Source organism: Frigidibacter sp. MR17.24 (assembly GCF_037095655.1).
Classification (GTDB): Bacteria; Pseudomonadota; Alphaproteobacteria; order Rhodobacterales; family Rhodobacteraceae; genus Frigidibacter.
Genome location: NZ_JBAWKE010000001.1, coordinates 1439287 through 1454867 on the forward strand (window position 1 = coordinate 1439287; position 15581 = coordinate 1454867).

A 15581-nucleotide genomic window follows, 5' to 3' on the forward strand; every position below is an offset into this window, starting at 1 on the left:
CGGTGCCGGCCCCGATGGACGCCCCCCGCCGCTTGCGCTATCACCCGCGCGACCCCAGCGGAGGAAGACATGTCCGGCCACGGCGCCCCGATCCCGATGATTGCCCGCAAGTCCGGGCCGCTTTCCGGCACAGCCGAGATCCCCGGCGACAAGTCGATCAGCCACCGCGCGCTGATCCTCGGCGCGCTCGCCGTCGGCCGGACCGAGGTGACGGGCCTGCTCGAGGGCGAGGACGTGCTGGGCACCGCCGCCGCGATGCGCGCCTTCGGCGCCGAGGTGACGCGCCACGGCCAGGGCCACTGGACGGTCGAGGGCGTCGGCACCGGCGGCTTCGCCGAACCCGCCGACGTGATCGACTGCGGCAATGCCGGCACCGGCGTGCGGCTGATCATGGGCGCGATGGCGACCTCGCCGATCACCGCGACCTTCACCGGCGACGCCTCGCTGCGCAAGCGCCCGATGGGCCGGATCACCGATCCGCTCGCCCTGTTCGGCGCCCGCGCCTTCGGCCGGTCGGGCGGGCGGCTGCCGCTCACCCTCGTCGGCGCGGCAGACCCGGTGCCGGTGCGCTACACCCTGCCCGTCCCCTCGGCGCAGGTGAAGTCGGCGGTGCTGCTTGCCGGGCTGAACGCGCCCGGCGAGACCGTGGTGATCGAGCACGAGCCGACCCGCGACCATTCCGAGCGGATGCTGCGCGGCTTCGGCGCCGATCTCTCGGTCACGCGCGAGGGCGGCCAGTCGGTCATCACCCTGCAGGGCCAGCCCGAGCTTCGCGCCCAGACCGTGGCAGTGCCGCGCGACCCCTCCTCGGCCGCCTTCCCGGTCTGCGCGGCGCTGGTCGTCGCGGGGTCCGAGATCCTCGTGCCGGGCGTCAGCCAGAACCCGACCCGCAACGGCCTCTACCTGACGCTGGTCGACATGGGCGCCGACATCGCCTTCGAGAACCCGCGCGAGGAGGGCGGCGAGCCGGTCGCCGACCTGCGCGTGCGCGCCTCGGCGCTGAAGGGCATCGAGGTCCCGGTCGAGCGCGCCGCTTCGATGATCGACGAATACCCGGTGCTGGCCGCGATCGCGGCCTTCGCCGAGGGCAAGACGGTGATGCGCGGCGTCAAGGAGCTGCGGGTCAAGGAAAGCGACCGGATCGACGCGATGGCGCGCGGGCTCGAAGCCTGCGGCGTGCGCATCGAGGAAAGCGAGGACATGCTCGCCGTGCACGGGATGGGCGCGCAGGGCGTCCCCGGCGGCGGCACCTGCGCCACCCATCTTGACCACCGCATCGCGATGGCCTTCATGGTTCTCGGCCTTGCCGCCAACGCTCCGGTGACGATCGACGACGGCAGCCCGATCGCCACCTCGTTCCCGGCGTTCGAACCGATGATGACCGGCCTCGGCGCCACGATCGAGCGCCGCCCCGCCTGAGCCCGCGGATGCCTCCGGCGGGGATATTTGGGCCAATGCGAAAGCGCGGCCGACTTTGCCCGAATATCCCCCGCGGAGGGCCCGCCTCCGCCCCCGTACCCGCCACGCCGACCGCCCGCAGGAGGGTCTCGCCATGATCTTCACCGTCGCCATCGACGGCCCCGCCGCCGCCGGCAAGGGCACGATCAGCCGCGCCGTCGCCGCGCGCTTCGGCCTCGCCCATCTCGACACCGGCCTGCTCTACCGCGCCGTCGGTGCCCGGGTCACGGCGGGCGAGGATCCGGCGGCGGCCGCCCGCGACCTTCGGCCCGAAGATCTCGCGCGCGGCGACCTCCGCACGCTCGAGGCGGGCGCCGCGGCCAGCCGGGTCGCCGCCCTGCCCGAGGTCCGCGCGGCGCTCGTCGACTTCCAGCGCCGCTTCGCGCGGGCCGGGGGCGGCGCGGTGCTCGACGGGCGCGACATCGGCACGGTGATCTGCCCCGAGGCCGAGGTGAAGCTTTATGTCACCGCCAGCCCCGAGATCCGCGCGCACCGCCGCTGGCTCGAGACCGGCGGCGATCCCGCGGCAGTGCTGGCCGAGGTCCGCGCCCGCGACGCCCGCGACATGGGCCGCGCCGACGCGCCGCTGCGCCCGGCCGCCGAGGCGGTGATGATCGACACCACGGACCTCGGCATCGACGAGGCCGTCGCCCGCGCCTGCGCCGAGATCGCGGCGAAGCTGCCAACCGCCTGACCGGCGCCCGATCTGGCCCGATCTGGCCCGATCCGCACCCGTCGGGTCGGCGTCGGATCGGCGTCCGCTGCGCGCCCGGCCCCTTGGCCCGCGCCGCGGCGCGCCCCATCTTGGGCAGATGAGACGCCGCACCCTCCCCCTCGTGCTTGCCATGGCGGCGCTGCTGCCCGGCCTCGCCGGCGCCGCCGGCCCCGGGGCCGCGGCCGGACGGGGCCTTCTGTGGAACCGCTCGGGCCTGCCGGCCGGATTGCCGATGGTGCTGCAGTTCGATCCCGGCGCCGACTGGGTGGTGACGCTGCGCGACCCCGGCACCGGCCGCGACGTGCTGGCCGCCGGGGCCTCGGGCACGAGCCCGCTGCGGGTGCTGGTGCCCCCCGGGCGCTGGACGGTCCAGGCCGCGCCCGCCCAGCCCGACGGGACGGAAAGCGCGGACGGAACCACCCGCGCGACCGGACCCGACGAGGCGCGGACGCGCGATCTCGGCACGCTCGACTTCGGCCCGGCCGGCGTCGCCCGCCGCGGCGGCTGGCGGCTCGACCTGCGCGGCGGCGGTGCCGAGGCCCATCCGACCGCGCTGTGCCAGGATGCGCTGGCCGGCACCGCCCTGCCCGACCGGGCCGAGCCGCCCCATGACCCGGCCCGGCGCAGCCTGCTTCTGCGCGCCCCCGCGCCGGGCGACCTGCCGCGCACGCTGCGCGACCTGCGCGATCCGCCGCGCCAGCTGCCGATCGCCGCGCCCGAAACGCGCCGAGTGCAGCGCCCCTGCGACTGACGACCGCGACTGACGACCGCGACTGACGACCCGGCAGGCACGCCCCGCAGCCGCCCCCCCGCGCGATCCGCCAACCGATCCGCCACGCGATCCGGGAAGGCCGGTTTTCCTTGCGTCGCGCGGGTGCAGGGACTATATCGCCCCCGTCCGGACGCCAGCCGCCGGGCGGAGCATCGGGGTCGGGCCAAGGCTGTCGGCCCCTTTCCGCTATCCGCCCGCCGGCCCTTCCGGGCGAGCCACCAAAGACCTGCGGAGCCAACCGCACGGCCAGAGAAACCCGTAAAGGAAACCACACACGCATGTGCGCCAAAGCCACCATGGAAGAATTTGAAGCCCTCCTTCAGGAGAGCTTCGAGATCGACACCCCCGACGAGGGTTCGGTCGTCAAAGGCAAGGTCATCGCCATCGAGGCGGGCCAGGCCATCATCGACGTCGGCTACAAGATGGAAGGCCGCGTCGATCTGAAAGAGTTCGCCAACCCCGGCGAAGCTCCCGAGATTTCGATCGGCGACACCGTCGAAGTGTATCTCGACCGCGTCGAGAACGCCCGCGGCGAAGCCGTCATCAGCCGTGAGAAGGCCCGCCGCGAGGAAGCCTGGGATCGCCTGGAGAAAGCCTACGAGAAGGAAGAGCGCGTCGAGGGCGCGATCTTCGGTCGCGTCAAGGGCGGCTTCACCGTCGACCTCGGCGGCGCCGTGGCCTTCCTCCCCGGCTCGCAGGTCGATGTGCGCCCCGTGCGCGACGCGGGCCCCCTCATGGGCATGAAGCAGCCGTTCCAGATCCTGAAGATGGACCGTCGCCGCGGCAACATCGTTGTCTCGCGCCGCGCCATCCTGGAAGAATCGCGTGCCGAACAGCGCGCCGAAGTCATCGCCCGCCTGTCCGAAGGCGAAGTGGTGGACGGCGTCGTCAAGAACATCACCGAATACGGTGCGTTCGTTGACCTCGGCGGCGTCGACGGCCTGCTGCACGTGACCGACATGGCCTGGCGCCGCGTCAACCACCCGAACGAGATCCTGAACATCGGCGAGACCGTCAAGGTCCAGGTGATCAAGATCAACAAGGAAACCCACCGCATCTCGCTCGGCATGAAGCAGCTTCAGGCCGACCCGTGGGATGCCGTGGAGCGCAACTACCCGATGGCCTCGGTCCACAAGGGCCGCGTGACCAACATCACCGACTACGGCGCCTTCGTGGAGCTGGAGCCGGGCGTCGAGGGTCTGGTGCACGTTTCGGAAATGTCGTGGACGAAGAAGAACGTCCATCCCGGCAAGATCGTCTCGACCTCGCAAGAGGTGGACGTCATGGTCCTGGAGATCGACACCCAGAAGCGCCGCGTGTCGCTCGGTCTCAAGCAGACCATGCGCAACCCGTGGGAAGTCTTCGCCGAGACCCACCCGGTCGGCACCGTCATCGAAGGCGAAGTCAAGAACATCACCGAATTCGGTCTGTTCATCGGCCTCGACAACGACATCGACGGCATGGTGCACCTGTCGGACCTCAGCTGGGAACAGCGCGGGGAAGACGCGATCCAGAACTACCGCAAGGGCGACGTGGTCAAGGCCGCCGTCACCGAGGTCGACACCGACAAGGAGCGCATCTCGCTCTCCATCAAGGCGCTCGACGCGGACACGTTCTCGGATGCCGTTGACGGCGTGAAGCGTGGCACGGTCATCACCACGACCGTCACCGCGATCGAGGATGGCGGCATCGAGGTCGAGTACAACGGCATGAAGTCCTTCATCCGTCGTTCGGACCTGTCGCGTGACCGTTCGGAACAGCGCCCCGAGCGCTTCCAGGTCGGCGACCACGTCGACGCCCGCGTCACCAACGTGGACTCGAAGACCCGCCGCCTGGGCCTCTCGATCAAGGCGCGCGAGATCGCCGAAGAGAAGGAAGCCGTGGAACAGTACGGCTCGTCCGACTCGGGCGCCTCGCTGGGCGACATCCTCGGCGCCGCGCTGAAGAACCAGAACAACTGATCCGGTCCCCGGACCTGATCCCACGTTCGACGAAAGGCCCCGCCCCCGTGGCGGGGCCTTTTGCATTCCCCGGGGTCTGTCCCCGGTTCCGTCCCGGGTTCTGCGCGCCCACGCGCGGATGGCGGGACATCGACGCATCACTGCTCATGTATGCCGAGTCCGAATTGCGAAACGGAACCGAACCGCCCCCCTTGTGCGTTCACGGGGAAATCCCCGCGAATACAGCGGCTTTCCTGTTTCTTGGCGATGAGAAATTGCCTATAGTCCGCAAACCGTGATCCGGGAGATTTCCCGCATCCGGCACCCGGGAGGCCTGAATGATCCGTTCGGAACTGATCCAGAAGATCGCAGACGAGAACCCTCACCTGTTCCAGCGCGATGTCGAGCGCATCGTGAACACCATCTTCGACGAGATCACCGAGGCGATGGCCCGCGGTGACCGGGTCGAGCTTCGCGGCTTCGGCGCGTTCTCGGTCAAGGGGCGCGACGCGCGCACCGGCCGCAACCCGCGCACCGGCGAAAGCGTCGATGTCGAGGAAAAGCACGTGCCCTTCTTCAAGACCGGCAAGCTGCTGCGCGATCGGCTGAACGGACTGGAAGGCTGACCCCCGGCGGTCTAGGTTGACCCGGGCAACCGCTCGCACGATCCGACCTGGGAAGGCTGACACGATGATCCGATACCTGCGCATCGCGCTGACCGCGCTCGTGGCGCTTGTCCTGCTGGTGCTGGCCCTGGCCAACCGCGACCCGGTGGCGCTGCGGCTGCTGCCCGGCGACATGGGCGCGTTCATGGGGCTTGGCGCGGGCATCCAGATGCCGCTGTTCGTGGTGATCATCGTCGCCGTGCTGCTGGGCCTTGCCGTCGGTTTCACCTGGGAATGGGCGCGCGAGTCCGGCCACCGCAAGGCCGCCCGGTCGCATGCCCGCCAGGCCGCGCAGCTCAAGCGCGAGGTCTCGACCCTGCGCACCGAGACCCAGCGCCCGCAGGACGAGGTCCTGGCCCTGCTGGAAAAGCCCGCGGCCCGCTGACATGGCCACCCGCGTCAAGATCTGCGGCCTGACGACGCCCGAAAGCCTCGCCGCCGCCATCGAGGCCGGCGCGCGCTATGTCGGCTTCGTCTTCTTCCCGAAAAGCCCGCGCGCGATCGACATCGCCCGCGCCGCCGCGCTGGCGGTCGAGGTGCCGCCGGGCGTGGCCAAGGTCGCGCTGGTGGTCGATGCCGACGACGCCACGCTCGAGGCGATCACCGCCGAGGTGCCGCTCGACATGCTGCAACTGCACGGCCACGAGAGTCCGGCCCGCGTGGCCGAGATCCGCGCCCGTTTCGGTCTGCCGGTGATGAAGGCGCTCGGCGTCGCCACGGCCGCGGATCTCGACGCGATCGCGGAATACGAGGCGGTGGCAGACCAGCTTCTGATCGACGCCAAGGCACCGAAGGACGCGGCCCTGCCCGGCGGCAACGGCATCGCCTTCGACTGGCAGCTGATCGCGGGACGGGCCTGGAAGAAGCCCTGGATGCTCGCGGGCGGGCTCACGCCCTTCAACGTGGCCGAGGCGGTGCGCCTGACCGGCGCGCGTCAGGTCGACGTCTCCTCGGGCGTCGAGACCGCGCCGGGCGTCAAGGACGACGGCCTGATCCGCGCCTTCCTCAAGGCCGCCGGGTGAGCCGCAGAGTGAGCCGCCGGAGAAACCCCAGGTGATCCGCTTCCGCGACGCGACCGAGGCCGACCTGACCGCGATCCTCGCGCTTCTGCGCGACGACACGCTCGGCGCCGCGCGCGAGGCGGCCGGCGACCTTGCCCCCTATCGCGCCGCCTTCGCCCGCATCGCCGCCGCGCCCGACCAGCAGCTGGTGGTGGGCGAGGATGCCGCGGGCGCGATCGTCGCCACCTGCCAGCTTTCGGTGCTGCCCGGCCTGTCGAACGCGGGACGGATTCGCGGCCAGATCGAGGCGGTGCGCGTCGCCTCGCACCTGCGCTCGCAGGGAATCGGCGCCGCGCTGATGGCCGAGGCCGAGCGGCGGCTGCGCGCGGCCGGATGCGGCGTGATGCAGCTCACCACCGACCGCTCGCGCACCCGCGCGCATGCCTTCTACGAAGGGCTCGGCTTTACCGCCACGCATATCGGGTATAAACGCACTCTGACCTGACGAGGAGCGCGCGACATGGCCGAAGATCTCATCAACAGCTATCGCAACGGCCCCGACGACACCGGGCGGTTCGGCATCTTCGGCGGCCGGTTCGTGTCGGAAACGCTGATGCCGCTGATCCTGGCGCTGCAGGCGGAATACGAGAAGGCCAAGACCGACCCGTCGTTCTGGGACGAGATGAACGACCTGTGGAAGCACTATGTCGGCCGTCCTTCGCCGCTCTACTTCGCGCCCCGCCTGACCGAGCATCTGGGCGGCGCCAAGATCTACCTCAAGCGCGAAGAGCTGAACCACACCGGCAGCCACAAGATCAACAACGTGCTGGGGCAGATCCTGCTCGCGCGGCGGATGGGCAAGCAGCGCATCATCGCCGAGACCGGCGCCGGCCAGCACGGCGTGGCCACCGCGACGGTCTGCGCCAAGTTCGGCCTGAAATGCGTCGTCTACATGGGCGCCCACGATGTCGAGCGCCAGGCGCCGAACGTCTTCCGCATGCGCCTGCTGGGCGCCGAGGTCGTGCCGGTGAAATCCGGCCGCGGCACGCTGAAGGACGCGATGAACGACGCGCTGCGCGACTGGGTGACCAACGTGCGCGACACCTTCTACTGCATCGGCACCGTGGCGGGCCCCCACCCCTACCCGGCGATGGTGCGCGACTTCCAGTCGATCATCGGCCGCGAGACCCGCGAGCAGCTGCAGGAACAGGAAGGAGAAGGCCGCCTGCCCGACACGATCGTCGCCGCCGTCGGCGGCGGGTCGAACGCGATGGGCCTGTTCCACCCGTTCCTCGACGAACCCTCGGTGCGCATCATCGGCGTCGAGGCCGGCGGCAAGGGCGTCGACGAGCGGATGGAGCACTGCGCCTCGCTCACCGGCGGCCGCCCGGGCGTGCTGCACGGCAACCGCACCTACCTGCTGCAGGACGAGGACGGGCAGATCCTGGAAGGCTACTCGATCTCGGCCGGGCTCGACTATCCGGGCATCGGCCCCGAGCATTCCTGGCTGCACGAGACCGGCCGCGCGCAATACGTGCCCGCGACCGACGCCGAGGCGCTCGCCGCCTTCCAGCTGCTGTGCGAGACGGAAGGCATCATCCCGGCGCTGGAATCGAGCCATGCCATCGCCCACGTGATGAAGATCGCGGGCGACCTGCCGAAGGACCACATCATCGTGGTCAACCTCTCGGGTCGCGGCGACAAGGACATCTTCACCGTCGCCAAGCACCTCGGCTTCGAGATGAAGGTCTGAGCCGCGCGCGGCACGACCGGACCGACGGGGGCGCCTTCGGGCGCCCTTTTTCGTGCCCTAGCCCACCGGCCCCAGCCCGCCGGCCCTAGCCCGCCGGCGGTTCGATCGCGCTGTCCTGCAGCACGTCCAGCGGCACGACCTCGAGCGCGCGGGCATGGGTGGCGGCAAGGTTCACCTTCGGCGCGCAGCCCTCGTCATGCGCCTGCAGGAAGCGCGCCGCGCACAGGCACCAGCGGTCGCCGGGCTTCAGGCCGGCAAAGCGGAACTCGGGCCGCGGCGTCGACAGGTCGTTGCCCACGTATTTCGAGAAGGCGAGGAATTCCGCCGTCAGCTCGACGCAGACGGTGTGGCTGCCGCGATCCTCGGCGCAGGTGTTGCAATGGCCGTCACGGAAGAAGCCGGTGACCGGCATGAACGAGCAGGGTTCGAGCCTCGTGCCCAGCACGTTGATCGGGTCGTCCTTCTGCATCGTCCTCTCCCTTCGGGCCGGCCACGGCCGCAAGACTAGCCCCTGACCGGCGGAGGTAAAGTTAAACCCGCCCCGTTCAGCGGAACCGCTCGGCAAGCTTGCGCAGCAGGCTCTCGGGGCTGGCTGGCGCCGGATCGGCGGCCGGCGTCGAAGGCCCCGAAGCGGGGCCGGAAGCCGCACCAGAGGCCGGTTCAGGGGCCGGGCGTGCAGGTGGCGCCGCGGGCGGCATCCGCGGCGGCGCGGCCTCGGTCTCGCCGGGCTTCGGCCCCGCGGCCCGTGCCGGCCGCGCGCCCCCGCCCTCCGCGCCCTCCGCGCCGGCCGGCCTCGGTCCGGTGCCGGTGCCCGACCGCGGCGGCGCCACGCGCAACGACACGGCGTTGAGGAACTTCGCCCCCTCGCCCGCCGCCAGCGCCGCCGCCCCGTCCGAGATCCCGCGCATCATGTCGTCAAGCCAGCCGGCCTCGGCCTTGGCGAAATCCTGCAGCACGTAGCCCGCGACCCGGTCCTTGTGGCCAGGATGGCCGATCCCCAGCCGGACGCGGTCATAGGCCTCGCCGATGTGCTGGTGGATCGAGCGCAGGCCGTTGTGCCCGGCATGGCCGCCGCCGGTCTTCAGCCGCAGCCGGCCGGGGGCCAGGTCCAGCTCGTCGTGGAACACCACCACCTCGGCGGGGGTCAGCTTGTGAAAGCGCATCGCCTCGCCCACCGCCTGGCCCGAGAGGTTCATGAAGGTCGCGGGCTTGAGCAGGATCACCTTCTCGGATCCCAGCCGACCCTCGGCGACCTCGCCCTGGAACTTCGACCGCCAGGGGGTGAAGCCGTGATCGGCCGCGATGCGGTCGAGCGCCATGAAGCCGATGTTGTGGCGGTTGCCCGCGTATTTCGCCCCGGGATTGCCGAGACCTGCGAAGAGTTTCATGTCCGGGCCTCCGGTCCCCTGGGATCGCGGGCCGCGCGGGCCCCGTCCCTATCTGACGGCGAAGCGCCGGGTCATCAACCCCGGCCGGACCGGCGCCAGACGAAAGCGGGGGCCCGAGAAACGAAAGCGGGGGCCCGAGGGCCCCCGCTTCGATCCGTGACACGCTGCGCGAGGATCACTCCTCGGCGGCGCCCTCGGCAGCCTCGGCCGCGATCAGGCCCGACGGGGCCGCGATGTTGGCGATGACGAAGTTGCGCTTGATGGTGGGCACGCAGCCCGCCGGCAGCTTGATGTCGTCGATGTGGATCGTCGCACCGATGTCGAAGCCCGAGAGGTCCACGGTGATGTGGTCCGGGATGTCGCTCGCGGTGACTTCCATCTCGACTTCGGGGCGCACCACGACCAGCGTGCCGCCACGCTTCAGGCCGGGGGCCTTCTCGTGGTTCTCGAAGGTGACGTGGATGTAGAGGTTGATGCGCGAGTTGCGGTGCAGGCGCATCAGGTCGACGTGGGTCGGAAGGTCCTTCACGACGTCACGCTGGACGCCGCGGCAGATCACGCGCACGTCGTCCTGACCCTCGACCTTGAGGTTCCACAGCGTCGACAGGAAGCGGCCTGCCTTCAGCTTCTTCAAAAGGTCGTTGAACTTGAGGTTCAGAGCGAGCGGCTCTTTGCCGTCGCCGTAAACGATGCCAGGTACGTAGCCCTCACGACGAGCTTGACGAGCGGCCCCCTTGCCTGTCCCCGTCCGCACCTCGGCGATAAGATCCGGAATCTCACCAGCCATTGGTATTCTCCATAATGCTGTTACCGCGGGACATCCTCCAAGGGTGCATGCCCGCAAGGCCGCGCCTATAGACCGGATGGGGGCGGAAGGAAAGGGAAATCGGCAGGCGGATGGGGCCCGGGCCCGCCGCGCGCACCGCGCGGGCCTGCCTGCGGTGTCGGGGTCCGCAGTGTCGGGGTCCGCGGTGTCGGGGCCGGCTCGGCGGTGGCCGGCAGGGAGGGGGCTCCGCCCCCGCGCGTGCCGCGCTCCCCCGGGATATTTGGACAAAGTCGAGCGAGGGGCCGGGCGGACGCGGGCGGCAGGGCCCGGGTGCGGCGGCTTGTGGGGCAGCCTGCGCGGCGGCTTGCGGGGCGGTTTGCGTGGCGGCGGGGGGCGTGGTAGCGCGGGCGGGCGGTCCTTCCTCGAGGTGTGTCATGTCCTTGGTCCCGGTGCAGCGCCCGGCCCTTCTCGTCGCCTGGCAGCCGGCGCTGGCGCTGGCGCTCTGCGGCATGGCGATCGGCAGCTTCTCGGCCTCGATGCCCGACCTGAAGGCGCGCGCGGGCGCGGGCGACGGCGAGACCGGGATCGCGCTGATCGCCGCCGCGGTCGGGGGCATGGCGGCGATGCATTTCGGGCCGGCCTTCGCCGCCACCGCCGGGCGGCGGGTGCTGGGGGCGGCGGGGCTGCTGGCGGCGGCGGCGGTGCTGGCGCCGCTGCTGGGCACCGGCCCCTTGGCGCTCATCCCGGCGCTGATGCTGTTCGGCGCCGGCGCCTCGCTGCTCGACATCGTCGGCAACCTCGTGGTCGCCGAGCAGGAGAGGACGAGCGGCCGGCGGCTGATGAACCTGGCCCATGCCTGCTATTCCTTCGGCTTCGCCGGCGCCGCGCTCGCGACCTCGGCCGCGCGCGCGGCGGGTCAGGGGCCGGCGCAGATCCTGCCCGTCGCGGCGGGGCTGATCGCACTCGGCGCGCTCGCGCTGCCGCGCGGCCCCGCCCCCGCGCCCGAGGCGCAGGAGGAGGGCGGCGGCGGCGGCCTGCCCTGGGCCGCCGTGCTGCCCGCCGGCGGCATCATCTTCGCCGCGATCATGGGCGAGAACGCGACCGAGGCCTGGTCGGCGCTGCACATCGAGCGCACGCTGGGCGCCGCCCATGGTGCGGGCAGCCTCGGGCCGACGCTGTTCGGCCTGACCATGGGCAGCGCCCGGGTCGGGGCGCACCTGGTCGCGGGCCGCGTCGGCGAGACGCGGCTGGTGGGCGGGTCCTGCCTGCTGGCCGTCGCGGGGGTGATCGCCGTCGCGCTCGCGCCCGTGCCCGCGGTGGCGATGGCGGGGGTGGTCGCGGCCGGCGCGGGGCTGGCCGTCGCCGTGCCCTCGGCGGTGTCGATGCTGGGGGCGCGGGTCACGGGCCGGGCCCGGGCGCGGGCGATCTCGCGCGCGCTCACCATCGGCTATACCGGCTTCTTCGTCGGCCCCTCGCTGATCGGCTTCGTGGCCGAGCTTGCGGGCCTGCGCGCGGCCTTCCTCGCCGTCGCGCTGACAATCGCGCTGGCGCTGCCGGCCGTGCGCGCGCTTGCCCGGGTGCGGGCCGGGGCCTGAGGCCCACGGGATCGATGCAGATCGCGGCTCCGGGGTGCGCCTAACGCCCCGTCCTCAGGCGAATTCCTCGAAGAACCCGGCGGGGATCATGAGGTTGTGACGCCCGAGCGCCGCCACGTCGCGCTCGCCGCACAGCGCCATCGTCACGTCAAGCTCGCGCGCGATGATCTCGAGCGCCGCCGTCACCCCCGCCTCGCCCATCGCGCCCAGCCCGTAGACGAAGCTGCGCCCGATCATCGTGCCGGTCGCGCCCAGCGCCAGCGCCTTCAGCACGTCCTGCCCCGAGCGGATGCCGCTGTCGAGCCAGACCTCGCAGCGCCCGTCCACCGCCGCGACGATGCCGGGCAGCATCCGGATCGACGACAGCGCCCCGTCAAGCTGGCGCCCGCCGTGGTTCGACACCACGATCGCGTCGGCCCCGAACGCCGCCGCCTTTGCCGCGTCCCCGGCATCGAGAATGCCCTTCAGGATCACCTTGCCGCCCCAGCGGTCGCGGATCCGCGCGACCTTGTCCCAGTCCAGCCGCGGGTCGAACTGCTCGGCCGTCCAGGAGGACAGCGACGACAGGTCCCCGACCCCCTGCGCATGGCCGACGATGTTGCCGAAGCTGCGCCGCTTCGTCTGCGCCATCTCATAGGCCCATCTCGGCTTGGTCGCGATGTTGAGGATGTTGGCCAGCGTCGGCTTCGGCGGCGCCGACAGGCCGTTCTTGATGTCGCGGTGCCGCTGGCCCAGGATCTGCAGGTCGAGCGTGATCACCAGCGCGTCGCAGCCCGCGGCCTTGGCGCGGTCGACCATGCGGTCGACGAAGTCGGTGTCGCGCATCACGTAAAGCTGGAACCAGAACGGCGCCTGCGTCGCCCGCGCCACGTCCTCGATCGAACAGATCGACATCGTCGACAGCGTGAAGGGCACGCCGAAGTCGCGCGCGGCGCGGGCGGCCTTGATCTCGCCATCGGCGGATTGCATGCCCGTCAGCCCGACCGGCGCCAGCGCCACCGGCATCTTCACCGCCCGCCCCGCCATGCGGCCCGCGATGCTGCGCCCCGACATGTCGACGGCCACCTTCTGGCGCAGCCGGAGGCGCGCGAAGTCGGTGGTGTTCTCGGCGAAGGTCTGCTGGGTGTAGCTGCCCGATTCCGCGTAATCGTAGAACATCCGCGGCACGCGCCACCGGTAGAGCCGGCGCAGATCCTCGATGCAGGTGATCTTGCCCATCATCCCCTCCCCTGGATTGGTCAGGTTGTCTTACCGCCCGGGGGCGGGCCTGTCCATCGCGGGCGGACCGCGGGCCGGTCGAGACGGCCCCGGTCAGGCGGCGTCAGGCCGGCTCGGAGCGGGCGCGCGCGGCGGCCAGATCGAGAAAGGCCGCCTCGGCCCGGGTCGGCGGGCGCTCGCGGTGCGACAGCGCGGCGAAGGCGCGCCCGGCCGCGGGCAGGCCCGGCACCTCGACCAGCCGGCCCGTGGCCAGGGCCTCGGCGGTGACCAGCCGCGACAGCACCGCCGCACCCCCGCCCGCCAGCGCCGCCGACAGCACCGCCTCGTTCGAGCCGAAGACCAGCGCGCCGGCCAGGTCCGCCAGCGCCACCCCCTGCCCCGCCAGCAGCGCCTCGGCCAGCGCGCGGGTGCCCGAGCCGGGCTCGCGCAGCAGCCAGGGCCCGGCCGCCAGCGCCGCCGGCCCGGGCGCCGCCGCGGCCCAGGGATGGTCGGGCGTGACCACGGCCGACAGCCGGTCGCCGCCCACCGCGCGCCGGCGCAGCAGGTCCGAGGCGACCGGCCCCTCGACGAAGCCGAGGTCGGCCTGCATCGTCTCGACCGCGCGGGCGACGGCGGTGGTGTTGGCCAGCGTCAGCTCGACCGTCAGGCCGGGATGGGCGCGGTGGAAGGCGACCACCAGCCCCGGCAGCCACCACGTCCCCAGCGTCTGGCTGGCCGCGACCCGCAACGACCCGCGCGCAAGACCCGCGGCATCGGCCAGCGCCCGCTCGGCCGCGGCAGTGCGCGCCAGCACCGCGCGCGCCTCGGGCACGAAGGCGCGGCCGGCCTCGGTCAGCACGATGCTGCGCCCGACCCGGTCGAACAGCCGCACCGCGTGCCGCGCCTCGAGCGCGCGGATCGCGGCCGAGGTCGCGGACTGGGTCAGGCCCAGCACCTCGGCCGCGCGCGTCATGTGCTCGCGCTCGGCCACGGCCAGGAAGATGCGCAACTGTTCCAGCGTCATGGCGCCACGCTAGACGCCCGCGCGCAGGCTGACCAGCGCCAGCGCCCCCGCGGCGATTCCGACCCAGGCCAGCGCCGCCAGCGCCAGCGGCGCCGCGCCGCGGGCCCTCAACCCGGCGACATGGGTCTCGAAGCCCATCGCCGCCATGGCGACCGACAGCAGCGCCACCGCCACCCGCGCGATCCCGCCCAGCACCGGCGCCGGCACCAGCCCGGTCGAGGCGACGAGCATCGCGGCAAGAAAGCCCAGCACGAACCACGGGAACGGCGCCGGACCCGCCGCCGCGCCGCGCCGCCGCGCGGCAAGCGCGAGCCCCGCGACCAGCGGCGCCAGCATCGCCACCCGGGCAAGCTTGGCGATGGTCGCGGCCTCGCCCGCCTCGGCGCCGCGCTGATAGCCGGCGGCGACCACCTGCGCGACCTCGTGGATCGCGGCGCCGGTCCACAGGCCGTAGTCGGCCGGCGCCATCGACAGCGCCGCGCCGATCAGCGGGAAGGCCAGCATCGACAGCGTGCCGAACAGGGTGACGCAGGCCACGGCATAGGCCGCGTCCTCGTCGCGCGCCCGGACCACGGCGTTGACCGCCAGCACCGCCGAGGCGCCGCAGACCGCGGTCCCCGCCGCGATCAGCGCGGCCAGCCCCGCGTCGACCCCCATGCGCCGGCCAAGCGCCCGCGTGCCCGCGAAGGTCAGCCCGAGGCTCGCGGCGATGATCGCAAGCCCCGAGATGCCGACGGCGCCGACCTGCGCCAGCGTCAGCTGAAAGCCCAGCAGCACCACCCCGGCGCGCAAGAGCCGCTTCTGCGCGACGCGCGCCCCGGGCCGCAGCACCGCCACCGCCCCCGGCGCCGCGGCCTCGATCGCCGCGCGCAGCCCGAGCCCGATCAGGATCGCGAGGATCAACGGGCTCAGCACCCCGAGCCCCGGCAGCCGGTTCAGCGCGACGGCCACCGCGCCGACGGCCGCGGCGCCGGCAAGGCCGGGCAGCGGCGCAAGCCCGGGCGGAACGGGCGGAACGGGCGGGCGGGAGGTGTCGGGGATCTGTGCCATGCCCGGCAGCCTAGCCGCGCGGGGATCAACTCATCCAACGCATTGATCTTGGACAATCGATCGATTCAATCGATGGATCAGTCCCAGCCTCTTGCGGGCGCCCAAGGCGCGCCCCTTCCCGTGCCGATGCCGGTCCCCTCTCGGCGAGCGGCGAAAAGGCCCCGACAGGACGCCACGGGCGGCGGTTCGCGGACAGCGGAGAAAACCCCGCCCGACAGGCGGCGGAACGATCCCGCGACGAGCGGCGCCCGCAACGG

General features: G+C 72.3%; 16 protein-coding genes. 10 read left to right on the forward strand and 6 right to left on the reverse strand.

What is annotated here, in order from left to right; all coding sequences use genetic code 11:
• The first annotated feature begins 69 nt into the window (after positions 1-69).
• From aroA to trpB, 9 genes are all read left to right on the forward strand, one after another.
• A complete protein-coding gene (gene aroA / locus V8J39_RS06865; protein ID WP_336460093.1) occupies positions 70-1419 on the forward strand; it encodes a 3-phosphoshikimate 1-carboxyvinyltransferase in 1350 nt (449 codons plus the stop codon).
• Between the two features lie 133 nt (positions 1420-1552).
• Positions 1553-2152: a (d)CMP kinase gene (locus V8J39_RS06870; protein WP_336460094.1), complete on the forward strand. Its 600-nt coding sequence runs from the start codon at positions 1553-1555 to the stop codon at positions 2150-2152.
• Between the two features lie 118 nt (positions 2153-2270).
• Positions 2271-2924: a hypothetical protein gene (locus V8J39_RS06875; RefSeq protein ID WP_336460095.1), complete on the forward strand. Its 654-nt coding sequence runs from the start codon at positions 2271-2273 to the stop codon at positions 2922-2924.
• A gap of 209 nt (positions 2925-3133) precedes the next feature.
• Positions 3134-4906 carry a 30S ribosomal protein S1 gene (gene rpsA / locus V8J39_RS06880; protein WP_442902565.1) on the forward strand — a complete coding sequence of 591 codons (1773 nt, stop codon included), beginning with the start codon at positions 3134-3136 and terminating at the stop codon, positions 4904-4906.
• A gap of 317 nt (positions 4907-5223) precedes the next feature.
• A complete protein-coding gene (gene ihfB, locus V8J39_RS06885; RefSeq protein WP_336460096.1) occupies positions 5224-5511 on the forward strand; it encodes an integration host factor subunit beta in 288 nt (95 codons plus the stop codon).
• A gap of 64 nt (positions 5512-5575) precedes the next feature.
• Complete coding sequence (locus tag V8J39_RS06890) at positions 5576-5935, forward strand: LapA family protein (protein WP_336460097.1); 360 nt, start codon at positions 5576-5578, stop codon at positions 5933-5935.
• Position 5936: 1 nt separating this feature from the next.
• A complete protein-coding gene (locus V8J39_RS06895; protein WP_336460098.1) occupies positions 5937-6572 on the forward strand; it encodes a phosphoribosylanthranilate isomerase in 636 nt (211 codons plus the stop codon).
• 31 nt (positions 6573-6603) lie between these two features.
• Positions 6604-7056 (forward strand): GNAT family N-acetyltransferase, encoded by a 453-nt coding sequence (locus V8J39_RS06900; protein ID WP_336460099.1) that lies wholly within the window; start codon positions 6604-6606, stop codon positions 7054-7056.
• Between the two features lie 15 nt (positions 7057-7071).
• Positions 7072-8304, forward strand: a complete 1233-nt coding sequence (gene trpB / locus V8J39_RS06905; RefSeq protein WP_336460100.1) for a tryptophan synthase subunit beta — start codon at positions 7072-7074, stop codon at positions 8302-8304.
• Positions 8305-8389: 85 nt separating this feature from the next.
• On the opposite strand, the gene V8J39_RS06910 is transcribed toward trpB, so the two are convergent.
• The 3 genes from V8J39_RS06910 to V8J39_RS06920 all read right to left on the reverse strand — a co-directional run bounded on the left by V8J39_RS06910 (position 8390) and on the right by V8J39_RS06920 (position 10479).
• Complete coding sequence (locus V8J39_RS06910) at positions 8390-8773, reverse strand: DUF2237 family protein (RefSeq protein ID WP_336460101.1); 384 nt, start codon at positions 8771-8773, stop codon at positions 8390-8392.
• 76 nt (positions 8774-8849) lie between these two features.
• Positions 8850-9692, reverse strand: coding sequence for an aminoacyl-tRNA hydrolase (pth, locus tag V8J39_RS06915; RefSeq protein WP_336460102.1), 843 nt, complete (start codon positions 9690-9692; stop codon positions 8850-8852).
• A 175-nt stretch (positions 9693-9867) separates the two neighbouring features.
• A complete protein-coding gene (locus tag V8J39_RS06920; protein ID WP_336460103.1) occupies positions 9868-10479 on the reverse strand; it encodes a 50S ribosomal protein L25/general stress protein Ctc in 612 nt (203 codons plus the stop codon).
• A gap of 413 nt (positions 10480-10892) precedes the next feature.
• Here V8J39_RS06920 and V8J39_RS06925 point away from each other — a divergent pair, with 413 nt between their 5' ends.
• Positions 10893-12053, forward strand: coding sequence for an MFS transporter (locus V8J39_RS06925; RefSeq protein ID WP_336460104.1), 1161 nt, complete (start codon positions 10893-10895; stop codon positions 12051-12053).
• Positions 12054-12107: 54 nt separating this feature from the next.
• Here the strand turns inward: V8J39_RS06925 and V8J39_RS06930 are convergent, their stop codons facing one another.
• From V8J39_RS06930 to V8J39_RS06940, 3 genes are all read right to left on the reverse strand, one after another.
• On the reverse strand, positions 12108-13271 hold the full coding sequence (locus tag V8J39_RS06930) for an alpha-hydroxy acid oxidase (RefSeq protein ID WP_336460105.1): 1164 nt from the start codon (positions 13269-13271) through the stop codon (positions 12108-12110).
• A 103-nt stretch (positions 13272-13374) separates the two neighbouring features.
• Entirely contained in the window at positions 13375-14274 is a 900-nt protein-coding gene (locus tag V8J39_RS06935; RefSeq protein ID WP_336460106.1) for a LysR family transcriptional regulator, read from the reverse strand.
• A gap of 9 nt (positions 14275-14283) precedes the next feature.
• Positions 14284-15324 (reverse strand): YeiH family protein, encoded by a 1041-nt coding sequence (locus V8J39_RS06940; RefSeq protein WP_336460107.1) that lies wholly within the window; start codon positions 15322-15324, stop codon positions 14284-14286.
• Between the last annotated feature and the right edge of the window lie 257 nt (positions 15325-15581).

Excerpts from the sequence above, each read along its gene's own strand:
- aroA (WP_336460093.1), top strand. The coding sequence starts at position 70 with ATGTCCGGCCACGGCGCCCCGATCCCGATGATTGCCCGCAAGTCCGGG.
- V8J39_RS06870 (WP_336460094.1), top strand. The coding sequence starts at position 1,553 with ATGATCTTCACCGTCGCCATCGACGGCCCCGCCGCCGCCGGCAAGGGC.
- V8J39_RS06875 (WP_336460095.1), top strand. The coding sequence starts at position 2,271 with ATGAGACGCCGCACCCTCCCCCTCGTGCTTGCCATGGCGGCGCTGCTG.
- ihfB (WP_336460096.1), top strand. The coding sequence starts at position 5,224 with ATGATCCGTTCGGAACTGATCCAGAAGATCGCAGACGAGAACCCTCAC.
- V8J39_RS06890 (WP_336460097.1), top strand. The coding sequence starts at position 5,576 with ATGATCCGATACCTGCGCATCGCGCTGACCGCGCTCGTGGCGCTTGTC.
- V8J39_RS06895 (WP_336460098.1), top strand. The coding sequence starts at position 5,937 with ATGGCCACCCGCGTCAAGATCTGCGGCCTGACGACGCCCGAAAGCCTC.
- trpB (WP_336460100.1), top strand. The coding sequence starts at position 7,072 with ATGGCCGAAGATCTCATCAACAGCTATCGCAACGGCCCCGACGACACC.
- V8J39_RS06910 (WP_336460101.1), bottom strand. The coding sequence starts at position 8,773 with ATGCAGAAGGACGACCCGATCAACGTGCTGGGCACGAGGCTCGAACCC.
- pth (WP_336460102.1), bottom strand. The coding sequence starts at position 9,692 with ATGAAACTCTTCGCAGGTCTCGGCAATCCCGGGGCGAAATACGCGGGC.
- V8J39_RS06920 (WP_336460103.1), bottom strand. The coding sequence starts at position 10,479 with ATGGCTGGTGAGATTCCGGATCTTATCGCCGAGGTGCGGACGGGGACA.
- V8J39_RS06925 (WP_336460104.1), top strand. The coding sequence starts at position 10,893 with ATGTCCTTGGTCCCGGTGCAGCGCCCGGCCCTTCTCGTCGCCTGGCAG.
- V8J39_RS06930 (WP_336460105.1), bottom strand. The coding sequence starts at position 13,271 with ATGGGCAAGATCACCTGCATCGAGGATCTGCGCCGGCTCTACCGGTGG.
- V8J39_RS06935 (WP_336460106.1), bottom strand. The coding sequence starts at position 14,274 with ATGACGCTGGAACAGTTGCGCATCTTCCTGGCCGTGGCCGAGCGCGAG.
- V8J39_RS06940 (WP_336460107.1), bottom strand. The coding sequence starts at position 15,324 with ATGGCACAGATCCCCGACACCTCCCGCCCGCCCGTTCCGCCCGTTCCG.